This window comes from Exiguobacterium sp. s34 (genome assembly GCF_018617435.1).
GTDB lineage: Bacteria > Bacillota > Bacilli > Exiguobacteriales > Exiguobacteriaceae > Exiguobacterium > Exiguobacterium aestuarii.
On record NZ_JACSKE010000005.1, the window covers coordinates 103,693 to 127,238 of the forward strand.

Annotated in this window: 22 protein-coding genes and 1 other annotated feature; of the genes, 9 read left to right on the plus strand and 13 right to left on the minus strand. The window is 46.5% G+C overall.

The window, feature by feature from the left end:
* The first annotated feature begins 39 nt into the window (after positions 1 to 39).
* The gene (locus KNO87_RS11635; protein ID WP_214787290.1) at positions 40 to 231 is read left to right on the plus strand and encodes a YtzJ family protein; all 192 of its coding nucleotides are present in this window, start codon (positions 40 to 42) and stop codon (positions 229 to 231) included.
* A 16-nt stretch (positions 232 to 247) separates the two neighbouring features.
* On the opposite strand, the gene KNO87_RS11640 is transcribed toward KNO87_RS11635, so the two are convergent.
* Entirely contained in the window at positions 248 to 1,216 is a 969-nt protein-coding gene (locus KNO87_RS11640; protein ID WP_214787288.1) for a DHH family phosphoesterase, read from the minus strand.
* Positions 1,217 to 1,291: 75 nt separating this feature from the next.
* Here KNO87_RS11640 and KNO87_RS11645 point away from each other — a divergent pair, with 75 nt between their 5' ends.
* Positions 1,292 to 1,606 (plus strand): YtpI family protein, encoded by a 315-nt coding sequence (locus tag KNO87_RS11645; protein WP_074033432.1) that lies wholly within the window; start codon positions 1,292 to 1,294, stop codon positions 1,604 to 1,606.
* 40 nt (positions 1,607 to 1,646) lie between these two features.
* Here the strand turns inward: KNO87_RS11645 and KNO87_RS11650 are convergent, their stop codons facing one another.
* Positions 1,647 to 2,957, minus strand: a complete 1,311-nt coding sequence (locus KNO87_RS11650; protein ID WP_074033433.1) for a DRTGG domain-containing protein — start codon at positions 2,955 to 2,957, stop codon at positions 1,647 to 1,649.
* Positions 2,958 to 3,122: 165 nt separating this feature from the next.
* On the opposite strand from KNO87_RS11650, the gene KNO87_RS11655 reads away from it, so the two are divergent.
* On the plus strand, positions 3,123 to 4,220 hold the full coding sequence (locus tag KNO87_RS11655) for a M24 family metallopeptidase (RefSeq protein ID WP_214795649.1): 1,098 nt from the start codon (positions 3,123 to 3,125) through the stop codon (positions 4,218 to 4,220).
* Positions 4,221 to 4,268: 48 nt separating this feature from the next.
* Here KNO87_RS11655 and KNO87_RS11660 read toward each other — a convergent pair whose 3' ends face one another.
* Positions 4,269 to 4,991 (minus strand): metallophosphoesterase family protein, encoded by a 723-nt coding sequence (locus KNO87_RS11660; protein ID WP_214795647.1) that lies wholly within the window; start codon positions 4,989 to 4,991, stop codon positions 4,269 to 4,271.
* Between the two features lie 11 nt (positions 4,992 to 5,002).
* Positions 5,003 to 5,728, minus strand: a complete 726-nt coding sequence (locus KNO87_RS11665; protein ID WP_214795645.1) for an SDR family oxidoreductase — start codon at positions 5,726 to 5,728, stop codon at positions 5,003 to 5,005.
* A gap of 183 nt (positions 5,729 to 5,911) precedes the next feature.
* On the opposite strand from KNO87_RS11665, the gene KNO87_RS11670 reads away from it, so the two are divergent.
* A complete protein-coding gene (locus KNO87_RS11670) occupies positions 5,912 to 6,349 on the plus strand; it encodes a universal stress protein (protein WP_012726732.1) in 438 nt (145 codons plus the stop codon).
* A 54-nt stretch (positions 6,350 to 6,403) separates the two neighbouring features.
* On the opposite strand, the gene KNO87_RS15530 is transcribed toward KNO87_RS11670, so the two are convergent.
* The 4 genes from KNO87_RS15530 to tpx form a co-directional block, all read right to left on the minus strand.
* Positions 6,404 to 7,000, minus strand: coding sequence for a 3D domain-containing protein (locus KNO87_RS15530; protein WP_214795643.1), 597 nt, complete (start codon positions 6,998 to 7,000; stop codon positions 6,404 to 6,406).
* 376 nt (positions 7,001 to 7,376) lie between these two features.
* Positions 7,377 to 8,588, minus strand: a complete 1,212-nt coding sequence (locus tag KNO87_RS11680) for an acetate kinase (protein WP_214795641.1) — start codon at positions 8,586 to 8,588, stop codon at positions 7,377 to 7,379.
* A gap of 119 nt (positions 8,589 to 8,707) precedes the next feature.
* Entirely contained in the window at positions 8,708 to 9,601 is an 894-nt protein-coding gene (locus KNO87_RS11685) for a class I SAM-dependent methyltransferase (RefSeq protein ID WP_214795639.1), read from the minus strand.
* 96 nt (positions 9,602 to 9,697) lie between these two features.
* Positions 9,698 to 10,186: a thiol peroxidase gene (gene tpx / locus KNO87_RS11690; RefSeq protein WP_214795637.1), complete on the minus strand. Its 489-nt coding sequence runs from the start codon at positions 10,184 to 10,186 to the stop codon at positions 9,698 to 9,700.
* 149 nt (positions 10,187 to 10,335) lie between these two features.
* On the opposite strand from tpx, the gene KNO87_RS11695 reads away from it, so the two are divergent.
* Complete coding sequence (locus KNO87_RS11695) at positions 10,336 to 11,154, plus strand: NAD kinase (RefSeq protein ID WP_214694006.1); 819 nt, start codon at positions 10,336 to 10,338, stop codon at positions 11,152 to 11,154.
* A 52-nt stretch (positions 11,155 to 11,206) separates the two neighbouring features.
* Here KNO87_RS11695 and KNO87_RS11700 read toward each other — a convergent pair whose 3' ends face one another.
* Complete coding sequence (locus KNO87_RS11700; RefSeq protein ID WP_214795635.1) at positions 11,207 to 12,778, minus strand: amidohydrolase; 1,572 nt, start codon at positions 12,776 to 12,778, stop codon at positions 11,207 to 11,209.
* A 74-nt stretch (positions 12,779 to 12,852) separates the two neighbouring features.
* On the minus strand, positions 12,853 to 14,583 hold the full coding sequence (ezrA, locus tag KNO87_RS11705) for a septation ring formation regulator EzrA (protein ID WP_214795633.1): 1,731 nt from the start codon (positions 14,581 to 14,583) through the stop codon (positions 12,853 to 12,855).
* A 235-nt stretch (positions 14,584 to 14,818) separates the two neighbouring features.
* On the opposite strand from ezrA, the gene KNO87_RS11710 reads away from it, so the two are divergent.
* Both KNO87_RS11710 and rpsD read left to right on the plus strand, forming a co-directional pair.
* Positions 14,819 to 15,301, plus strand: a complete 483-nt coding sequence (locus tag KNO87_RS11710) for a GAF domain-containing protein (protein ID WP_214795631.1) — start codon at positions 14,819 to 14,821, stop codon at positions 15,299 to 15,301.
* A 223-nt stretch (positions 15,302 to 15,524) separates the two neighbouring features.
* On the plus strand, positions 15,525 to 16,124 hold the full coding sequence (rpsD, locus tag KNO87_RS11715) for a 30S ribosomal protein S4 (protein WP_074033444.1): 600 nt from the start codon (positions 15,525 to 15,527) through the stop codon (positions 16,122 to 16,124).
* Between the two features lie 34 nt (positions 16,125 to 16,158).
* Here rpsD and KNO87_RS11720 read toward each other — a convergent pair whose 3' ends face one another.
* Positions 16,159 to 16,785 (minus strand): GTP pyrophosphokinase, encoded by a 627-nt coding sequence (locus KNO87_RS11720; RefSeq protein ID WP_214787269.1) that lies wholly within the window; start codon positions 16,783 to 16,785, stop codon positions 16,159 to 16,161.
* A 97-nt stretch (positions 16,786 to 16,882) separates the two neighbouring features.
* Complete coding sequence (gene tyrS, locus KNO87_RS11725) at positions 16,883 to 18,130, minus strand: tyrosine--tRNA ligase (protein WP_214795629.1); 1,248 nt, start codon at positions 18,128 to 18,130, stop codon at positions 16,883 to 16,885.
* Between the two features lie 47 nt (positions 18,131 to 18,177).
* Positions 18,178 to 18,375 (minus strand) — a binding site (T-box leader).
* Positions 18,376 to 18,544: 169 nt separating this feature from the next.
* Here tyrS and KNO87_RS11730 point away from each other — a divergent pair.
* Complete coding sequence (locus KNO87_RS11730; RefSeq protein WP_214795627.1) at positions 18,545 to 21,013, plus strand: transglycosylase domain-containing protein; 2,469 nt, start codon at positions 18,545 to 18,547, stop codon at positions 21,011 to 21,013.
* A 40-nt stretch (positions 21,014 to 21,053) separates the two neighbouring features.
* Here the strand turns inward: KNO87_RS11730 and acsA are convergent, their stop codons facing one another.
* Positions 21,054 to 22,760 carry an acetate--CoA ligase gene (gene acsA / locus KNO87_RS11735; protein WP_214795625.1) on the minus strand — a complete coding sequence of 569 codons (1,707 nt, stop codon included), beginning with the start codon at positions 22,758 to 22,760 and terminating at the stop codon, positions 21,054 to 21,056.
* A gap of 155 nt (positions 22,761 to 22,915) precedes the next feature.
* On the opposite strand from acsA, the gene KNO87_RS11740 reads away from it, so the two are divergent.
* Entirely contained in the window at positions 22,916 to 23,545 is a 630-nt protein-coding gene (locus tag KNO87_RS11740) for a GNAT family N-acetyltransferase (protein WP_078147204.1), read from the plus strand.
* The last annotated feature ends 1 nt before the right edge of the window (position 23,546 follow it).

Below are 23,546 nucleotides of genomic sequence, written 5' to 3' on the forward strand. Positions count from 1 at the left end.
ATTATAGACAAAACTCACGATAAAAGGGGGCAAAAGCGTATGATTATCAATCGGGGACAAATTGCGCGCGATAAGTTAGAAAAATTACAGAACGGTCAAACCGTATTTGCGGACAGTCCAGAAATCATCGACCGACTTCGAAAGTACATTGCAGAATACCAACTAGATGTCGTCGAGGACGTGACCGACCGTGGCACGTGGTTTATTCCAAAAGAAAACGGAGACAAATGAAGAGAGCTGACCGCGGTCAGCTCTCTTCATTTTCTTCAAACGTGAATTCCCCTGCCACTTCATTTAAAGCAGCAATCACGTCATCCATTTCTTCCCACGTATCAATCGTAGCGCCTGATGCCATCGGATGGCCGCCTCCACGGTAGCGCTTCGCCACTTCATTGATTACAGGGCCTTTCGACCGAATCCGGACACGAATCTCTTCTTTGTTTTCGACGAACATGACCCAACATTTTAATCCTTCTAGCCCAGAGAAGCTGTTGACGAGTTGCGATGCCGCTTCCGGGGATGCATGGAACGTTCGTAGCACATCTTTATCAATCTTTACGTAGCCGACGCCTTCTTCCGTAACGTTAACGTGTTGTAATACATATCCCTGTAACTGAAGCGTTGCCAAATTGGTTTTATACATGTGTCGGTACAGCTTGTTCGTATCGATGCCTTTGTCAATCAATCTCGAAGCAATCTCAAACGTGCGAGCCGTGGCATTACGGAACTGGAAGCGCCCCGTGTCACCGACGATACCGGCATATAATAAGAAGGCCGCTTCTTGATCAATCGGATAATCCCAAATGTTCGCTAATTCCACAATCATCTCGGACGTCGAACTGACCGTGGTGTCCACGATTTGTGTCATCGCATACGGGTCTTCATCAGGGTGATGGTCGATTTTAATGATTGTTTTTCCTTTTAGCGCATACGGTCCATCGATTCGTTCCTGATTCGCTGTATCTAGAATCAAAACGAGTGCATCCTTATACATTTCTTCCTCGACGTGTTCCATCTTCCCTAAAAATTCAAGGTCGGGTACCATACCGCCGACTACATAGATCTTTTTATCTGGATGAACCGACTTTAAAATACGTTGGAGCCCGAGCTGACTCCCCAATGCATCAGGGTCTGGTCTGACATGTCGGTGAATAAAAATGGTGTCAGCCGCCTCGATTTCTGTTTTGATTGAATCCGCTTTCTGCCATGCCCACATGATGATTCCTCACTTTCTTACACACTATTATGGTATGATGATAACAGATTACGAGAAAGAAAGGGGTTCCTTCACTTGCAACTTGTCATGATTGGACTCATTTTGTTCGCGCTCGGAGCGTACCTTGTCTTCAAGCGTCGTGCTTTTTTGACAAAGACGCCAAACCGTAAAGCTTTGTTCAATACACAAGCTTTAATCTGGTTAAGTTTATTCCTCGCGCTGTTTGCCGCGAACCAAATGGTTGGTGGATTCGGGCTGAATTCATCGGTCGGTTGGATTGTCAGCATCGTCATGTTGGTCGTTGGCTTAGGTAACGCGGTCGTTGGATTTATCCGTTATCGGAAAATCTATCCGCTCGCCGCAGAAGAACCGACGAATACACCTTCATAAACAAGAGCACCCGCTACTCATGTAGTGGGTGCTCTTTTCGTTACCGATCAATCAACTGTGCTGTGACAAGCGCCTTAGCGACAAGTTGTGTACCTTGTGTCATTTCCACATCAACTTTCCCGAACTTTCGTCCGAGGTCAAAGACGTTCGCCGACACTCGAATCTGACTCTCGATTTGAATCGGTTTCATGAAATAAACAGTGATGTTCTCGACCACTAAATCCCCTTTTTTCATATGACGCAGACTTCGCGTCGCTCCTTCGACTAATAGAGTCGTCAATACACCGGATGACGCAGTTCCCATATGGCTCGTCATTTGCGGTGCGACCTCGACAGTAAACGCGGTACCGTTCGATGCAGGATCTTCTTTTAATTGATTCGTGATCATATTGTCGAACGTTTCACCGACTTGAGGCTGACGATTCGCGAGTTGTAGCGCCTTCAATACATCCTGACGACTGATGATTCCGAGCAAACGCCCATAATTATCGACGACTGGGAGCATCTCGATGCCCTCCCACACCATTTGGTGCGCAGCGTTCGTTACGCTCGTCTGAACCCCGACCGTGATTGGACTTTTTGTCATAACTTTTTCGATATCGTAGTCATGAGATTTATCGATGACGTCCTTCGCCGTGATTACCCCGACTACTTTCATCTGCTCATCGATGACCGGATAACGATTGTGTTTCGTACGTTCATTCAATTCGTGCCAACGTTTTACCGTGTCATCCGATTTCAAATAAAACGTGTCGTGAAGCGGGATGACGATGTCCGAAACGAGAAGAATTTCTTTTTTGATGAGACGGTCATAGATTGCTCGGTTAATCATCGTTGCGACGGTAAAGCTATCATAAGAAGTGGAAATGACAGGCATATCGTACTTATCCGCCATTCGTTTCACTTCATCCGTCGTATCAAATCCACCAGTGATCAACACGGCCCCCCCGGATTGCAAGACGAGTTCATGCGCCTTTTCGCGGTTCCCGATGATGACGAGCGAGTCGACATCGATATAACGCATCATCGCTTCCAGTTTCATGGCTCCAATGACAAATTTAGATAACGTCTTGTGCAAGCCGTTCCGTCCACCCAACACTTGCCCATCAACAATATTGACGACTTCGGCAAATGTCAGTTTCTCAATATTCTCTTTTTGTTTACGCTTGATTCGAATCGTCCCTACACGTTCGATGGTAGAGACAAAGCCCAGGTTCTCAGCTTCCTTGATGGCCCGATAAGCCGTACCTTCTGATACAGCCAACTCTTTGGCGATTTGGCGGACCGAAATTTTTGACCCAACATCGAGTGACTCGATATGTGCTATGATCTGTTCATGTTTTGTGGTCATACGCGGAGTCCCTTCTCTCAATACATTTTCTACTCTTTTTAGTATACTGTATCAGTCAAACTTGTTCAAACTGTACTAATCAAATTGCAACATTTCCTTTCTGTTTTCGAAACAGCTATAATAGACGAGTAGTCAACGTAAGAGTGAGAAGGGAAGGGATTCATCTTGAATCAACGCACCAATCAAATTGCACAATCTTTAGCGACGAAAGGATTAGACGCGGCATTTGTCACGTCAAAGGCATCTGTATTTTACTTCTCGGGAGTATACGCAGAAGCACATGAACGACTAATCGCCATTCTAGTCCTAAAGAACGGGACAACTGCCATTATTTGTCCTGCCCTAGAAAAGGGAATTGTCGAATCAAGTGAGTGGACAGGTGAAATCGTGACATACATGGACCACGAGAATCCATGGGATAAAATCGTTAAGTTGTTCCTCGATAATCAAATCGTTCCTGAGCGCATCGGCATCGAAGGTGAGCATTTGACATTCAATCGTGTCGAACAGCTCCGCGCCGGTTTTGCCGGATTGTCGATTATCGATTTGACAGACGAACTTCAAACATTACGCATGATCAAATCACCAGATGAAGTTCGTACGATGAAACGTGCCGCTGAACTCGCAGACATGGCAATCGAAGCCGGTATTCGTTCACTCCGCGAAGGCGTGACCGAACTCGAGGTCATCGCGGATATCGAATATGCGATGAAACAACAAGGCGTTCGGGAAATGTCATTTGATACACTCGTATTGTTCGGTGAAAACAGCGCCGACCCACATGGTGTACCAGGCAACAATCGTTTGAAGAAAGGTGATTTCGCCCTGTTCGACCTTGGTGTCGTCTGGCAAGGATATTGCTCGGACATTACTCGAACGGTCGTCTTCGGTGAGGCGAGTACGAAACAACGCGAAATTTACGAAACAGTGCTACAGGCAGAAGAAGCAGCCATTGAGATGGCAAACGTCGGTACGACGCTTGGAGCGATTGATATCGCAGCCCGTCAAGTCATCACGTCTGCTGGATACGGCGAGTACTTCACGCACCGTATCGGTCATGGAATCGGAATCGAAGTTCATGAACATCCATCCATGGCGGCGAACAATGACATGACAGCTCAAGTCGGGATGACGTTTACGGTCGAACCAGGTATTTATCTACCGGGTGTCGGTGGTGTCCGTATCGAAGATGACCTCGTCATGACAGAGAGCGGTCCGATCACGTTGACGAGCTATCCGAAAACACTTCAAGAGATTCAATAAGAAAAAGGTGGGGTCCAATTTAGGATCCCACCTTTACCTATATATTCATCAATAGAACAATCGGAACATGACATCGCGTTGCGGCACTTCGAATCGCTCCATTTTTTCTAAAAAGGTTCGCTTGTCATATGGAACTGCCCTCATGTCAACCCGCATCCCGCGCTCACCTTCAGTTAAAATAGCAAAGCGCGCAAGTTCATCTCGGGCGACACCAAGCGCACCTGGATTGACGTAGCGCTTCTTCTCGTCTTGGAATAGGTGAACCGGGTGGTGATGACCAAATAAGATGACATCCCCATCGTACTCTCCATACAACCGTTGCATGTTTTCAAGTGTCGGTTCGAGAATTTCATGAAATGGCTCTTCGACAATCGTCGCTTGCCGCTTTTCGCTCGGGATATGGTAATGGATACCGAACGCCTTCTGACCTGCAACCTCACCTGTCATCGTTCGCGGAAGCGACTCAAGAACATCCACATATTTAGCATCAAGATGACGTGCGACCCATTCGTGATGCGGTCGTGTGTGCGCATAGCTTTCCGGGTGACCTTGTCCGGTTATGAGCGAGACGACCGCCTCGTCATGATTGCCGGAAATCATGTGTGCCCCGCGATCAATCAATCGCTCCATGACCGCGTTCGAGTCCGGTCCCATCGCAATCATGTCACCGAGCGACCAAATCACGTCGACCCGTTCTGTATCCAACGCGCGAAGGACCGCCTCTAGCGCCTCTAGATTCCCATGGACGTCTGTCACAACCCCAATCCTCATCTACCTTCCCCTCACTTTCGATATTGATGGACAACATTGACTCCGCCAGTCACATCAATGACGGCGCCTGTGATCATATCGGATTCCTCATGTAATAAGAAGGAAATAAGGCGGGCGATGTCTTCTCCAGTCCCATGTCGACCAACCGGTGTCCCTTCATCCACTTCCGCTTCCTCGATGCGCATTTCCTTTTGAGATCCGACGATATTCCCGGGATTGACCATATTCGCCGTAATCCCAAAAGGTGCTTCCTCGAGAGCAACCGATTTCGTCAAACTGACGAGCGCTGTTTTCGCTGCCGCAAAAGCTGAACGGTGAATCCACCCAGGAGCCGATGCACTTTCCGGAAACCCATATGAAATAATGCGCCCGAAACGTTTGGAGCGCATGGCAGGGATTGCTCGACGCATCAGCCAAAACGAGGCGGACAAGTTGCCGGTCACCACTTCATCCCACTCTTCATCCGTCAATTCGACGAGTGGTTTCCGTTCAAAAATATAAGGACCTGCGTTTAAAATCAATGCGTCCGGTTCACCAAACCGCTCGACTGCTTCCTCATAGGCGGAGAGCAGTTGTTCACGATCCGTCAACCCTGCCTCGATCATATGTATCCGCTCATGTTCCCAATCAATCGGATTTCGTTGCAATATACTGACGTGCCATCCTTCTTGTAACAGACGTTCCGTCACGACACGCCCAATTCCTTTCGCACCAGATGTAATCATTACATGTTTCATCGTCCAACCTCCTCCGCCTTATTTTACCCGTTCTGTCACGCGAATTCCAAACTTGGACATGTCGTGAACAACCTCATGAAAAAATTCACTCATTTTCATGACGAAAAAGCGTGAAAACCGAGAGAAGTGGTATACTATATATGTAAGCCGAACGTATATTTCGAGCGAAAGGTTGGGATTTACATGGCAATTGTATACAAACACATTCTATCTGCCGTCGACGGCTCTAAAGAGGCGGAACGTGCATTTGAGACCGCAATCGATGTTGCGATTCGTAACGAAGGAAAACTGTATGTAGGTCACGTGATTGATACGCGTACATTTGCGACCGTTGAAGCATATGATCGCACGATTACCGAGCGCGCTGAAACGTATGCCAAAGAGTTACTTGAAGACTATGTGAACCGTGCGAAAGAACGCGGCGTGAAAGAAGTCGAGACCGTCATTGAATACGGTTCTCCGAAAGTGACAATCGCTAAAAAGATTGCACCTAACCATGATATTGATCTTATTATTTGTGGCGCGACTGGGTTGAACGCTGTCGAACGCTTCTTTATCGGAAGCGTTTCAGAAAGCATTGTTCGCTACGCGAAGTGCGACGTTCTCATCGTCCGTCAATAACCGTCCATTCTCGAAAAAAGGGTCTTGCGCAATCGCAAGACCCTTTTCCTATTATTACAACACCTTGACCGTAACCGTTTTACGACCGAATTGAATCGCCGCACTGTGCGAATACATTAAGATATCGATTTTATTTCCTTTGATTGCGCCGCCTGTATCTGCAGCCGTATACGTGCCTAACAACTTGCTCCCTACATATACCTGAACTTTCGTTCCAAGCGGGATGACACGCGGATCGACCGCGATTACATTACGTTTTTGTGTACGAACATTCCAACCGAGTGCCGTCTTACCTGAACAGCCTTTGCAATAAGGTGTATACGCCGATGCTTTCATCGTATACGTTTTGCCGACAGACTGTTTCTTAGCTCCCGTTGTCGTGACATAGCTTGTCGCAACCCATGCTTTTTTCTTTTTATAATAAACTTGTGTCCAGGCCCCTTTCGAACCTAAACGTTGTAACTTTTGACCTTTGTTTAACTTACCTAAAATTTTAGTACCCATTCGTGCATCCGAACGGATATTTAAATCGTTCACTTTACTGACGACGTAAACTTTATTAGAAGAGGCAGCTTGCACTTGCGATTGTGGCAGGAAAAGCGTTGAAACTAAAATCGTAATTAGCATCATCCATCCTAACTTTTTAAGCATGCACTGTATCCTCCCTTAGTTCAGATCGTATCATCGATGAACTGTACATCGAATGTTTCGTCCAGATAACTATATGACGAAACATGAGTCAGTGCCGTTACACTTACGGTTCATTTGAATGTCATGAACGTTACAAATTGATGTCAAAACGGTCGTCTTCTTGCTCAAAATCGCAATTTTGAAACGAAGCAGAGTTTTTTATATAAATTAACATCCAATATATGGTTAATTCATGACTTAGATGTTACAAAACGATGCAAATAATCCACCTTATGTTACAAACAGAAAATCATTTGTCCCATTCAATCTCTACGCCATTAGGAAAAAAGGCTCAAAAAAACCCACGTTACGCGAAGTAACGTGGGTTTGAGTGATCTTATGCGTGCTCTTCAACGAGGTTTGCAATGCGAACTGTGTCACGCGCGATGACCAACTCTTCGTTCGTCGGGATGATGATGACTTTAACTGGTGAGTGCGGGTAGTTGATGAACAACTCTTTGCCACGTGCACCGTTGTTAAGTGAAGGATCCCAGTAAACGCCCATGAATTCAAGACCGCGAAGGATACGCTCACGGATGACGTCCGAGTTTTCACCGACGCCTGCTGTGAAGATGATGGCGTCGACACCATTCATCTCAGCGGCATATTGACCGATGTAACCGTGAATACGGTTTGAGAAGATTTTTAACGATACTTCTGCACGGTGGTTTCCTTCTGCAGCAGCTTGCTCGATATCACGCAAGTCACTCGAAATACCAGAGAGACCATAGACACCAGACTCTTTGTTCATGACGTTCAAGACGTCTTCTGCAGACTTCCCTGTTTTTTGCATCAAGAATGGGATAAGGGCTGGGTCAAGTGAACCCGAGCGAGTTCCCATCGTGATTCCTTCAAGTGGTGTGAAGCCCATTGTCGTATCGATTGAGCGACCGCCTGCAACGGCTGCGATTGACGCACCGCTACCAAGGTGACATGAGATTAAACGCAAGTCTTCGAGCGGACGACCGAGAAGTTCTGCCGCACGTTGTGTCACATACTTGTGGCTAGTCCCGTGGAAACCATATTTACGAACACCGTGCTCTGTATAGTATTCATACGGGAGACTGTACAAGAAGTTCTCTTCTGGCATCGATTGGTGGAATGCCGTGTCGAATACCGCAACTTGTGGAACGTTTGGCAAGATTGTTTGGAAAGCACGAATCCCAGTCAAGTTTGGTGGGATGTGAAGCGGTCCAAGCTCTGTGAAAGACTCGATGTTCTTCATGACTTCGTCGTCGATCACGACCGAATCCGCATACAACTCTTTCCCGTGTAATACACGGTGACCTACGCCAGAAATCTCGTCGAACGATTGAATGATATCAAGCTCGATCAATTTTTCTAATGCCAATTCAACCGCTTCTTTGTGCGTGTGAAGTGGTGTGACCACGTTGAACTTCTGTCCTTCACCGTACTTGATTGTAAAAATTGCATCTTCTTTCCCTACACGCTCAACCAATCCGACTGCGAGCAACTCTTCCGTTGGCATCTCGAGTAACTGGAACTTGAGCGATGAACTACCAGCATTGACTGCCATAATTTTCGTCATGTCATACACCTCTTACCTTTCGTTTTAAACGCGTTTCTTTATCTGTTCAATTTAAAACTGATAACTGTATCATAATGAAGATACTTGATTTTGAATACCTTTTTCAAGTATTTTGTCTATTATTTTTGCGTTGTTTTGAACCAATCATCAATCTGTTTCACTACATTGGCAACTGCTCGGACATCCGTAAATGACGGAAGCTCAACGAATAAGGCTTGTTTCGGACGTGTGACGCCCTCCCCTACTTTTTGAAGGAGCAACAAACTTTTCGCATACCGCTCGTCTTTAAACATCGTCGTCGGAAGTTGAATCACACCTTTGACAACCGCTTCACGGTCCATCCACTGTTTTAATTTCCCTTCGTCATCCTGTTCAAACAAATTGTTCGGAATGACGAACAATCCGTGTCCACCCGGTTTCGTGTGACGAATCGCCTGCTCCATCATCAAGAAATGAGAATAGGCGTGTCCTTCGTCACGTTTCATATCGTATTCGTCCGCGACTTCATCATTTGGGTAGTAACCGATTGGAAGATCCGCAAGTGACAAATCGCTCGGTTCGACAAATAGCGGGGCGAGCGCGTCTTGATGGAAGTATGAAACCGGCTCTCCTAATAAGTTGCTGATTGAATAAGAGAGACGAAGCAACAATTCATCGACTTCAACCGCTTGTGCCGTCGCTTCTTTCAATTGCGAGAGGACCGCATGCGTCAACGTGCCCGTTCCGCTCCCAAGATCAAGAATCGTCGCGCCATCCTTGAGTAACTTCGTTGCCAAATAGCCCATGAACAAGCTGACCGCATCCGGTGTCGGTTGGTTGTTCGGTGGGAGTTGCGTCGTTTCTTCGAGCACGAGTAGACTGACGGCTTTTCGCACGTCATCCATCTTCTCATTTTCGATGTCGACATGGTCAAACACTTGCACGAGTGCCTCAATCGGTAAGACATCAAGGTCGTTGACAAGTTTTTTCGCTTCTTTCTTCCAATCACGATACAGTTGTTCAAAACGTTCCATTTTCGTTCATCCTTTCCATACAAAACCGGCCCCCATAAGAGGACCGGTCGGTTCACGTACTAGTGTAAGCTATTTTAATCAATTTCGCCAAACGAATCAATTCGCTTGTTCGAACGCCTTGAGTGCTGCTTCGAAATCGACTTCATCCGTCATTTCATCCATATATTGAACGTACTGGACGACGCCGTTTGAGTCGACGACGAACACCGAACGAGCGAGAAGACGCATTTCTTCAATTAATACGCCGTACGCTTTCGCAAATGATAAATCAAGGTGGTCAGAGAGTGTGACCACGTTGTCTAGACCTGAGGCTGAGCACCAGCGACGCTGTGCGAATGGCAAGTCGTTTGATACAGTCAAGACTGTTCCACCAAGTGATGATGCTTTCTCGTTGAACTCACGCGTTTGTGCGTCACATACGCCTGTATCAATAGAAGGAATGACACTGATCAATTTTTTCCCCGGATAGCTTGCTAATGTCACTTCTTCTAGAGCTGTCGTCAAAACGCGGAAGTCAGGAGCCTGGTCTCCCACTTTTACCGGATTTCCTTGTAATGTCACGTTGTTCCCTTTAAATGTTGGCATGAACTCATCCCCTTTGTTGTAGTTACCTTCTCATCATATCGATGAAATTGAGCCTTTGACAAACTTCCTGCTTTTGGCTCTGTTTCAGTTTTCCCTATATTGGTTGAAGGAAACACGTTATAATAAGAGGGACACCATTGACAAAGGGGATGACTCAGATGAGAAATAACGTCTATTTGTACCATCGTAACGTCAACGAATTCACTAAAGAAGTGAAGAAGCTAAAAGAAATCGGGGAAAAACACGGGTTTAACATCGTCAATCAACCGGAAGATGCGAATATCATCGCTGCGGTCGGAGGAGACGGCGCCTTCTTACAGGCCGTTCGCTATACTGGTTTTCGTCAAGATGCCATTTATGTCGGATTCGGACGCGGATTGAACGAGTTTTATTGTGACTTTGACATACATAAACTCGATGAAGTCGACCGCCTCTTCTCGGACAACTCGACGCGAATCGAAGAAGGTCTAGAAGTACGCAAGTATCCACTACTCTCTGCATCGATTAACGAATCAACACCGCTTCTTTGTTTAAATGAAGCTTCCATTAAATCGAGTATCATTAAATCACTCGCCATCGAAGTCTATATTGATGACTTGCACTTCGAGACATTCCGTGGGGACGGAATGGTTGTGTCGACTCCTACCGGTTCGACCGCGTATAACAAATCGTTGAGCGGCGCGGTCGTTGACCCGCTCATTCCATGTATGCAAGTCAGTGAAATCGCTTCGGTCAACAATAACCGTTACCGTACACTCGGCTCTTCCTTTATCGTCCACGAATCGCGGAAGTTATCGCTTCGCATCGTTGAAGACGGAAACGATTACCCGATCATCGGTATGGATAACGAAGCGCTCAGTTTGAAGTACACGGACCGAATCGACATCGAACTCTCTGACAAAGTCATTAAGACTGTCAAGCTACGCACGAACTCGTTCTGGCATAAAGTACAACGTTCATTCTTCTAATACACAAGAGGAGCCGGTTGACCCTAGTTGGATCAATCGGCTCCTCTTTAGTTTATGATGTGACGACTTCTGCCTCATATACCGGCTTTCCTTCGACGACCGTCATGGCTAGACGATTTTGAAGGATGTCTTCTCCCTGTAATGTGAAGAAATCTTCGTCCCACACCGTGAAGTTCGCGTTGTAACTTTGAATCAATAACCCGTTTCTCCCGTGAGTGCCCGTCGCGACATGTGGTGAATACGTAAAGCTCCGAAGCGCCTCATACATGGACAGGCGTTCGCTTGGGTTTAACGTGCTCGATCCTTTAAATGACTGTCTTGCCACTGCACCGAACAATCCTTTTCGAACATCGACGGATGAAATCGGAGCATCACTTCCTCCTAATAGGAGTGCCCCCGTATCGAGGAGTGATTTGAACCGATACACGTCGTGAACGCGCTCATTCCCTAGTCGTTCAAACAACATGTCCAAGTCGTCTGAAAGGAAGACCGGTTGCGCGTCAATCAGGACAGGCAATGATTTGATGCGTTTGATCAACGAATCGTTCAACAAGGAAGCGTGAATAATTCGGTCACGCGTCCCTTTTTTAGCAGGATACTTCTCAAGTAGGCTGACAAACTGTTCGACGGCTGCATCCCCAATGACGTGGGCCGCGACATTCATCCCGTATGTTCGCGCCTTTTTCACGAGAGCCTCTAGATGATCCGGTCGGTGGACTTCGATTCCACGCTGTCCCCGGTCGTCTGCGTATGGAGCGGACAAGAGGGCAGTGCGACCACCAAATGAACCATCCACGAACAACTTCATCGCCCCAAAATCAAATCGCTTTCGCTTTGTCATCGCGTCATGTTGAATCACACGGTCCACGACTTGCTCATGAACGAGAAGGTGCGCTTGGAATGGCGTTTCACCCAGTACATCCTCATACGCTTGAATCGTTTCAAGTGGGTCTCCATGATAGAACAAGTCTTCGGTATGGGCTCCGACGATACCGTGCGCGAACAACGAGTCGATCGCCCGTCGCAGCGACGCCGCATTTTTCTTTCGGTTTCCACTCAACTCTTTATATAAGAGGTCGAGCGCAGCATCATATAAGACACCATTCAACTTCCCTTCGTCGTCCCGACCAAGTTTTCCACCTTCGATGACCGTGTGATGGATCAAACCAAGTCGCTCAAGTCCTTTCGAGTTCACGACGGCCACATGTCGGCACACACGCTTCAAAACGACAGGACGATCCGAAATGACTTCGTCAATCATGTCACGCGTCGGCATTTCACCAAGTAACCGATCATCAAATCCTTCAGCCACCACCCAGTCGTCATCCGACCCTTGTTGTTTCATCGTCTCAAGTAATTCTCGAAGGTTGGTCGCCTCGCTTGCATCGACACGATCTAGCGCTTCTCCGTAGCCGACGAGGTGAATGTGTGAGTCTGTGAAGGCAGGATAGACACTCTTTCCTTCTAAGTTCACAATCTCCTCAATTCGACCGGCGTATGTACGACGGAGATGTCCTTCTTCCCCCATTTTTAATATACGACCATGTTCTACAAACATGGCACGCATCATCTCACCCGGTTTATTCAACGTATAGATGTTTCCATTAACCCATAACGTACCCATCTGACGATTCCTCCTCGATTGAAAAAAGATTGACGTCTACGTTTTTCCCGTTTCCGTCAATCTTCATGCATTGTTTATTTTTTTAGCAACTCTTGCTGTTCCAATCCTTGATCGACACGGCGACGAATCTCGTGCGCGCCTTCCTCTTCGAATCGACCAAGCACACGCTCACCGATTTCAACGGCAGTTCCGTACTCACCATGCAAAAACTTGTTTTCTGCAAGTGTCAAAGCGATGTGTACTTCGTTGTCACGACGACGGAATCGGTTGGCGTATTGTAACAACTGTTCAGCATACGTCACTTGACGAATGAGCGCATGAACACGGTCGCGGAAATGATCCATCATTTCTTCCACATCATGACTGAGTCCTACGATATACGTCATATTGAATGGCGCTTTATCGAACTGTTCATCTAACGACTGGACACCTTTTTGCAGTTGGCGTAAGTCGTTGGATAAGTCATTCGGGACGACAGGCATCGCACTTTTCGCCAAGAGGCGTCGATGCGCTGACAATTCTTTCTTCCATGTTTCGAGCTTATGTCGTACTTCGAGTTCTTCTTTTCGTAACGAATTCGTATCCTCGATGAATCGTTCATGCATGGCATTGAATTGATCGAGCGAACGTTTCGCTTCTTGGACTTTCGATTTAATCATGCTGAACGGTAACATTTGGGCGACAAGCGCTTGTTCGATATCAAGTACGTTCGCAGTGAGTGTCGTCCGCTCGCGCTCGAGCTGTTCAAACTCTTCACCGACGCGAGCGTTAATCTCATAGTTACTGACGAGTCGAGACATTTCCGATTGCAGGTTGTTCATGACTTCAGCAGACTGACGCTCACGCTCCTGAATCGTTGCAAATTCTTTTTTCACGTATTGGCGTGCATCGACTTCCGTTCGGAACGCTTCAAACAGCTGGTCGATATCGGAACTCAACTGTTGCATATCCTCTTCAAAGTGATCGAACTCTAATCGTTCGATTCGAGCCATCAGTTCTTCACGACGCTCTTCCGCTTGATCGATTTCATCCATCAACCCGAGCGGTTCGAGCGCGTACCCGTCCATTTGCATTTCCTTATGTCCAGACCGTAACTGTTGAAGCTGTTGCTTTAACTCCACTTGTACCGTACGTACGAATTGTGGAATGATTCGAATCAATTCACGAATGTGACCGACTTGATCTGACAAGGATTGTCCAGTCTCAAACGCTTCAGATACTTGACCGATTTGTTTCAAGTTGATCATTTCACTGCGTTTCGCCTCGGCGGCGGCAATTTCTTGTTCAACAAGTGTATATGTCGGTCCGAACGCATGATTTTGTGAATTCAATGTTTTGCGGAATTGATACAATTCCTTTTCGTCTTGCTTCACAATGTCCATAAGCGAAGTGTGGTGTGTCGTGAATTCATCCATCTCATCGAGCATGGCGTGTACCATCGTCTCGAGTTCTTCGATGAGTTGCTCTGTCGCATTCAAGTCCGCCTTCACTTTCATAAAGCGATATTTATCCAAGTCTTCCTCGGCCCGGTATAACGCTTCATCGATTTGACCTGCATGCACACTGACCAACTCATCCCAAGATTGATGCCAACGATCAAACTTTTCTTTCGTTTCCCCTTCCATTGGCCACTGCTTGAACTTTTGAAGTTCAACCGGTATGCTCGCGCTGAGCACACTTTGTTTCCTCATATCCAAGTCATCGATTTTTTGGTAAAAATTCCTTCGAATGAGCATACTCCCCAACATACCGCCTAATACGACGACGATGATTCCAATGATTAATCCATAAATTCCGTAATCCATCTTTGTCACAACCTCCAAGCCGCTTTCGTGGACTTATGTACCTTATATAAAAAAGAAGTATTTTATAAGAATAGATATACCTAATCATATTATAGAACCAATGATTTGCATAGGTTTTCCAATGGTTTCAGTGGAGATTGTTCATTTTTTCGGAACTTTCAGGCAAGACAAATCCGAAATTTGCGTGTACCATAATGCTAAATTCTAAAAACAAGAAAGATGGAGGGGATTCAACATGTTCCAAACGACATCCTATTCTGGCGATTTAGCGGCCGGTTATGAACTCTTAAATAAACAACTCGCTGCTTTATTAGAAGGCGAAACAAATACGGTTGCCAACCTTGCCAACGCTAGTGCTTTATTGAATCAATTTTTAGACCGAATCAACTGGGTCGGCTTTTACGTAACAAACTCTGAGGATAGCTTGATTCTCGGTCCTTTCCAAGGTCTTCCAGCTTGTGTGCATATCGCATTCGGAAAAGGCGTGTGCGGAACAGCCGCGGCTACACAAGAAACGCAACTCGTCGCTGACGTCCATCAATTCCCGGGACACATCGCTTGTGATGCGGCTTCGAACTCTGAAATTGTAGTCCCGCTTGTACGCGATGGGAAAACAATCGGCGTCCTCGATATCGACAGTCCAGAATTTGACCGCTTCTCTGAAGTCGACCGTGAAGGCCTCGAGCGTTTTTGTGAGACGTTACTTCGCTTTATTTGATTGACAAGCGATTACTTTCATCGTATACTCATCTTTGTGCATGAAATGACGATAGCAGTCATTGACAAACGTATCCACCTTTCGGGCCTCGACTTTTGTCGGAGGGGCATCTCGTAGCTTCGCTATCAAGTGAAGGTGCTTGCACCTTGAAAGGGGCGTTACTCGTCTTTGACACCGTTGTTCTTTTGTGCAAAATACATGAACAACAAGGAGGAATCCAATCATGGCTCGTTACACAGGTCCAGCTTGGAAACTCTCGCGTCGCTTAGGCATCTCGCTTAGCGAAACGGGTAAAGAATTAGTAAAACGTCCTTACGCACCAGGTCAACACGGAAATGGTCGTAAGAAAATCTCAGAATACGGTCTTCAGCTTCAAGCGAAGCAAGCACTTCGTCACATGTACGGAGTGAACGAGAAGCAATTCCGCCGCATCTTCAACGATGCTGGTAAAATGCCAGGCATCCACGGTGAGAACTTCATGTTCTTGCTCGAATCACGCCTTGACAACCTCGTTTACCGTTTCGGTCTCGCTCGCACACGTCGTGGAGCACGCCAACTCGTCAACCACGGTCACATCACAGTTGACGGATCACGCGTAGACATCGCGTCTTACCGCGTAAAACCAGGTCAAGTTATCGCAGTTCGCGAAAAGTCGAAAAACGTTAAAGCAATCGCTGAAGCTCTTGAAGTAGCACCAGCTACAAAAGACTTCGTATCGTTTGACGCTGAGAAACTCGAAGGTACATTCGTACGTCTCCCAGAACGCGCTGAACTTAACGACCAAATCAAAGAGCAATTGATCGTCGAGTACTACTCACGTTAATGCTTTTAATCCCCTTCTTCCGAAGGGGATTTTTTTATTTCTTTAATATCTCATGTCGAATGCGTCCCATCTGTGTATCGAGGGCATCCGCCATAAGTGCTGCCTCTATTAACTCTTCTTTAGATGATTCCGGTACATCATGCTGGTATTTATATTGAAGCTTATGTTCCGTCGCTGCCCAAAAATCCATGGCGAGCGTACGAATTTGAATCTCAGCCGGTACCCAGATGATTCGTTCCGCCAAATAGACTTTCGTCTTCACAATCAGATGTAAACTCCGATATCCGCTCGGCTTCGGATGTTCGATATAATCTTTGACTTCGATGATGTCTAAATCATCTCGCGCCTCAAGATGTCTCAAAATCTCATAAATATCATCACGGAAGCTCGTGACAATTCGGATTCCTGCCACATCGTGTACATGTTCCCAAAGTGCAGAAACCTCTAACGGTAAATCTTTTCGCTTCATTTTGCGCACGATGGACGGTAACGTCTTCATTCTCGTCTTCACGTGTTCAATCGGTGAATAACCGAGCCTCGTCTGCCAATCCAAGTCGATGATTCCAAGGTCGCTCTCGAGCTCCGTGATTGCCATTTCGTAATAGCGGAAGTGCTCGCGCCATTGCTGGAATTGATCGCCGAAAAATTCTTCGATTTCCATCTTCAGCCCTCCTCTTTCTCCATTTTATCAAATTCAGCCTGCTCGTCATGCATCAAAAAACGTCCATTCCTCAACAAATGAGGAACGGACGTAGTCATCATACGTGACGAATCACAAAGTATTTCTTCTTACCGCGACGAATGATTGTAAATTCACCGAGCGTGTCTTCGCGTGTCACGACTTTATCGAGCGCTTGTTCACGTTCACCGTTCAAGTAAATCGCTCCGTTCGTCACGTCTTCACGTGCTTGACGTTTCGATGGTGAGATTTTCGCTTCGACGAGGAGGTCGACAATATTGCGCTCTCCGTCGAGTTCGAATTGTGGCATTCCTTTAAATGCGTCTTCCATGTCTTCCGGTTGGAGCGACGTCAAATCTCCGCTAAAGAACGCTTTCGTGATGCGTTCCGCTTGCTCAAGTCCCGCTTCTCCGTGGACGAGTTTCGTCATTTCTTCTGCAAGACGGCGCTGTGCCACGCGTTTCTCAGGCGCTTCTGCCACTTCAGCCGCGAGCACTTCAATCTCTTCATGCGACATGAACGTGAAGTATTTGATGAACTTGATGACATCCGCATCGTCAACGTTGATCCAAAACTGGTAGAACTCGTATGGTGACGTCTTGTCAGCGTCTAACCAAACTGCACCGCCAGCCGTCTTCCCGAACTTTTGTCCGTCCGACTTTGTGACAAGCGGAACCGTAAGACCGAACGCTTTTTCTGAATGGCCAAAACGACGAATCAATTCAAGACCTGCCGTAATGTTTCCCCATTGGTCACTTCCGCCGACTTGAAGACGGCATTTCTCTGTCTCGTATAATTTCAGGAAGTCGTAAGATTGAAGCAACATGTATGAGAATTCTGTGTAAGAAATCCCGTTCTCCATACGCGAGTCGACCGAATCTTTCGCAAGCATGTAACTGATCGGGAAGTGCTTTCCGATGTCGCGGAGGAAGTCGATGATTGACATCTCTTCTGTCCATTCGTAGTTGTTGCGAATCGTGATTGGGTTTTCCCCTTCAAGTGGAAGGAATCGGCTCAACTGGTCCTTGATGCGATCTGAGAAAAGTTTGACCGTATCCAATGTGTTCAATGAACGTTCATCCGAACGACCAGACGGGTCTCCAATCATACCTGTCGCCCCACCGACGAGCGCGATGACCTGATGGCCTGCTTGCTGGAAACGTTTTAGCGTCAAAATCGGGAGCAAGTGCCCGATATGAAGCGAGTCTGCCGTCGGGTCAAACCCCGTGTACAACGTCGTTGGTTGTTTCAATTGTTCTTTTAAACCTTCTTCATCTGTCATTTGGTTGACAAGCCCTCGAAACTCTAAATCTTTTAATAGTTCCATCTGTTCCACTCCTTCAATTGACATAAAAAAACGTCCCTTCTCATATGAGAAGGGACGGAGATTCCGCGGTACCACCCTACTTGTCGCAATTTGCGACCGCTTGAGCGAGAGATAACGGTCTCGAACCGGCCCGAAGGCACGCTCTGAAAGTGTAATTCATCGTTTGGCATTGGCTAGTTCACAGCAACCACTAGCTTTCTGGACAAGAGGCCCACCGACTACTTCGCTTTCTTCATTGCGTCATTATATCGTTGACTATGCTATTCATTTTATAAGCATCGTTTTCAACTTGTCAACTCCCATATCGAAACTTGCACGATACATCCGTTTCACGATAAGGTGTAGATTGAAATTGTGCTATAATCGAATATATTACTGTCTAAAATAGTTTTACACCATATTAAGGAGGCTGTCATGCTGCAGAAGATTCGAGACTTATGGAATAATCCGACGTCCATGAAAACACGTCGTTATGCCAATGTGATTTATGATGTGTCGTGGAACGTTTTACTCCTCACCATCATTTCTGTTGTACTAATCGGATTTTTAGGTGCCGGAATCGGTGTCGGATATTTCGCATCCCTTGTTAAAGATATGCCGACCCCTGCCTATAAAACGATGACGTCACAAATTAATACGTATACGTCGACGTCGAATATTTATTTTGGGAGCGGAGAACGAATCGGGAACTACACGACCGATGAAGTCCGAGTTCCAATCCCAATGGAAAAAGTATCACCATATGTCGTTGACGCGCTTCTCGCGACAGAGGACGTCGAGTTTTATGAACACGACGGAGTCGTGCCGAAAGCAACACTACGCGCAATCTTACAAGAAGCGACAGGGTCAGAGGATCGTACTGGTGGTTCGACCTTGACGCAACAATTGATCAAAAACCAAATGCTGACGAACGAAGTATCATTCGAACGCAAAGCAAAAGAAATTTTACTTGCCCTCCGTCTTGAAAAAGCGATGGATAAAGATGAAATTTTAAATGCCTACTTGAACGTCGTCTCATTCGGTCGTAACTCGATGGGACGCAACATTTCAGGAATCGAAGCCGCTGCGAACGGCGTCTTCAACACTTCTGCTGAGAAATTGACGCTTCCACAAGCAGCATTTTTAGCAGGTATTCCAAAAAACCCGTTCTTCTATACGCCTTACTACCAAGGTGGAGTCATTAAAGAAGATGTGTCAGGTGCGGTCAACCGAATGAAGACCGTCTTGAACCGGATGTACGTCGCAGGGAAGATTACGCAAGAAGAGTATGACGCCGCTTATAACTACGACATTACGCAAGATTTCATGAAGACGCAGTCGAAGCCGCGGGATAAATATCCGTACGTTATTGATGAAGCCGAGCTTCAAACACGAGAAATCGTCACAGACTATTTGATTAAGCAAGATGGAATCAATGTGAACGACCTTGAACCGAAAGAACTGAAAGAAATTCGATCTAGCTACGCAAAACGTGCTCACAATATGCTACGTCAGGGCGGATTTAATATTCATCTAACACTTGATAAAAAGATTCACGAAGCGATGCAACAACCCGCCAAAAATGCAGGGAACTTCGGTCCAAATCAGTACGTTGAGGAAAATGATAAAACATATCCTGAACAAACGTCTTCTATCATGATTGAAAACAAAACCGGAAAAGTCCTTGGATTTGTGGGTGGTCGTTATGTGAATGGTAAGCCGGATGATTTGAACAGAGCATTTTATGCAAACCGACAAATCGCTTCCACTGCAAAACCAATTCTAGTCTATCCGAACGCTATAGAAGCTGGTCTTATTACTCCAGCTACAGTTGTGGTAGATGAAGAATATTTTTACCAATTCACTGGTCCGGGTCAAGATAAAAAATCGGTCTCCAATGAGGGAGGAAATTTCCGAGGGCCTGTCACAGTACGCGAAGCGTTAAAACTTTCTTTAAACGTACCAGCTGTTAAGATTTATGAGGAACACAATCAAAAATACGCGGACACCAAAAAATTAATCGACATGGGCATCCCTGTTTCGGAAGTTAACCGCAATGCTTCATCGATGGCACTAGGTGTAGGCGAAGTCACACCAATTAAGTTAGCCTCTGCATATGCGATGTTAGCTAACTACGGGGAACATGTAGACCCTTATCTCGTCGAACGTATTGATTATCAAGGTGAGACGATTTATGAGGCAAATCCAAAGAAAACACGGATATACTCTGACCGAACATCATACCTTGTCGTCGATATGCTCCGAGACGTCTTCACATCAGGTACTGCCACTTATGCAAACTCATTGTTTAATGTCCCTGGGGACTGGATAGGTAAGACAGGTACAAACAATGACCAAAAAGATTCATATTTGATTGGTTCGAATCCTGAAGTGACTTTAGCAGTATGGTCTGGCTATGATACACAATTAGCCACTATGAAAGATGGTAATGGATATGGTCGTTACTATCAACGTACGCAACGGATTTGGTCAGAAACGATGAACCTCGCGTATGCAGCTAATGCTGATGCTTTCAATGTCAATGCCCGCTTCAAACAACCTTCTAGCGTAACTGCGAAAGACTTCAAAGATTCTGGTTCATTCTCTGAGAAGAAGAAAGTAGAAGAGAAAGAAAAAGAAGAGGAAGAGAAGAAGAAGAAGGAAGAAGAAGAGAAGAAACGAGAAGCGGAGGAAGCGAAGGAAGAGGCTGAAGAGAAGAAACAAGAAGCCGCTGATGATGCTGCCGCTAAGAAAAAAGCTGAGGAAGAGGCGAAGAAGAAAGCTGAAGCCGAAGCTGCCGCTAAGAAAAAGGCCGAGGAAGAAGCGAAGAAGAAAGCTGAAGAAGAAGCTCAACAAGAAGCCGATCAACCAGCTGAAGATAACGCCGATTCGGACGGTGCATAAACAAAAGGTCGACACATCGCGTGTCGACCTTTTTCATATCTCAATCTTCCATCGTCGAGAGGTCACCTGTCTCGAGGTTCAACTCCCAAGCTTTCAAGACACGACGCATGATCTTACCACTTCGTGTTTTTGGAAGCTTGTCTTTGAATTCGATTTCACGTGGTGCCGCATGGGCAGCTAATCCTTCTTTGACGAATTGCTGAATTTCTTGTTTCAATTCATCCGACGGCTCATAGCCTTTTCGAAGCGCGATGAACGCTTTGATGATTTCGCCTCGGATCGGGTCCGGTTTCCCGATGACACCCGCCTCAGCGACAGCCGGATGTTCCACGAGTCGACTCTCCACTTCAAATGGTCCGACGCGTTCTCCAGCCGTCATGATGACGTCATCCACACGTCCTTGGAACCAGAAGTATCCGTCTTCATCCATGTAAGCCGAGTCGCCAGATACGTACCAATCTCCCCAGAAATAGCTCTCATACTTCGCATCATTCTTCCAAATCTTCCGCATCATCGAAGGCCAAGGCGTTTTGAGTGCCAAGTTCCCCATTCGGTGCGGCGGAAGTGGTTGACCCCGATCGTCTAAAATGGCAGCTTCGCATCCCGGGATTGGTTTCCCCATTGAACCCGGTTTGATGTCCATCGTCGGGTAGTTACAAATCATCATCGCACCCGTTTCTGTCATCCACCACGTATCATGGATTCGGAGGTCGAACGCCTCGTGTCCCCAACGAATGACTTCAGGGTTCAACGGCTCACCGACCGATAAAATATGACGCAATGACGACAAGTCATACTTTTCAAACGCCTCATCCCCCGCACCCATGAGCATGCGGAACGCCGTCGGTGCACTATACCAGACCGTCACACTGAATCGTTCAATGACCGAATACCAAAATTCTGGATTGAATCGTCCCCCGACGATAACGTTCGTCGCCCCGTTCAAGAACGGTGCAAAAATACCATAGCTTGTCCCTGTCACCCAGCCTGGGTCAGCGGTGCACCAATAGATATCGTCTGGCTGAAGGTCGAGCACCCATTTACCTGTCATCATATGTTGAATCATGGCGTTATGAACGTGGAGAACCCCTTTTGGCTTCCCTGTCGAACCTGATGTATAGTGTAAAATCAGACCGTCTTCTCGGTCGACCCATGTCAATTCAAGATCTGTCGTCGCATCGTTCGCCAGTTTGCGAAAGTCGAGCACTTTCCCCGACTCTTCGACATCGTCACCGACGAGTAAAATCGTCTCAAGGTGTGGCAACTGGTCGACCGGTACACGTGGTAACAGTTCTTTCGTCGTCACGATCACTTTTGCTTCAGAGTCGAGCAATCGATCATGTACCGCCTGTTCCATGAACGCCTCAAATAACGGCCCTACGATTGCACCGAGTTTGATGGCACCGAGTAAAATAAAATAAAGTTCTGGCTGACGTGGCATAAAGATAAAGACGCGGTCGCCTTTCTCCACACCAATCGACTTCAGAACATTACCAGAACGATTACTCTCTTGCTTCATATCTGCATACGTGTAGCGCTCTTCCCGATCCCCATCGAAATAGAGCAATGCCACTTTTGTCGCCAATTCACTTTCTGCATGGCGATCGATTGCTTCGTACGCCAAATTGACTTTCCCCGTCAAGTTCCAAGAAAATAAAGCTTCTGCTTGTGTCCATTCAAACGACTGACAAGCCTCTTCATACGACGCTAATTGATGTTCCCCTGTTAACGCTTTCAATTTTTCCATCGTTAAAGATTCGCCTCCCCTGTAAAGATTGGTATAACCACTTTCAGTATAGTGTTAAAATTATGACAAATCAATGAATTTCCAATTTCATCAAAACAGGATGATTCCTACTTGATGAAAGCGCTATAATAAGAGGTGGAAAAGGTGGTGACCCTATGGAAAAACAATATCATTCAAAAGTGTGGCAGACCTCACAAGGTGACGTCACGATTGACGGTCCGGTGGCACCTGACGTGTTGCGGACGTATCGTCTTGATGAAGGATTGACAGCTTTTCGTGAACCGGAAGATCAGCACGAGGCACTCGTCGATATTGCTGGGTTAAAAGAAGGAAGAATCATCGTCGCCAGGCAAGACGACCTCGTGATTGGATACGTGACGTTCCTCTACCCCGACCCTTATGAGCGTTGGAGTGAAGGAAACGACCCATACATCCTTGAACTCGGGGCAATCGAGGTGAGTCCTCGCTTCCGTGGTCAACGAATCGGGAAACAATTACTCGAAGTATCGATGATGGACCCACATATGGATGACTTTTTAATTTTGACGACCGAATATTATTGGCACTGGGACTTGAAGGGTAGCGGACTCTCGATTTGGGATTATCGCAAAGTCATGGAGAAGATGATGAATCACGGTGGACTTGTTTTCTTCCCGACAGACGATCCTGAAATTGCCTCTCATCCTGCCAACTGTTTAATGGCTCGCATCGGAAAAAACGTGCGCCAAGAATCAATCGACCATTTTGATTCACTTCGTCTTCGCCGACGATTTATGTACGACTAAG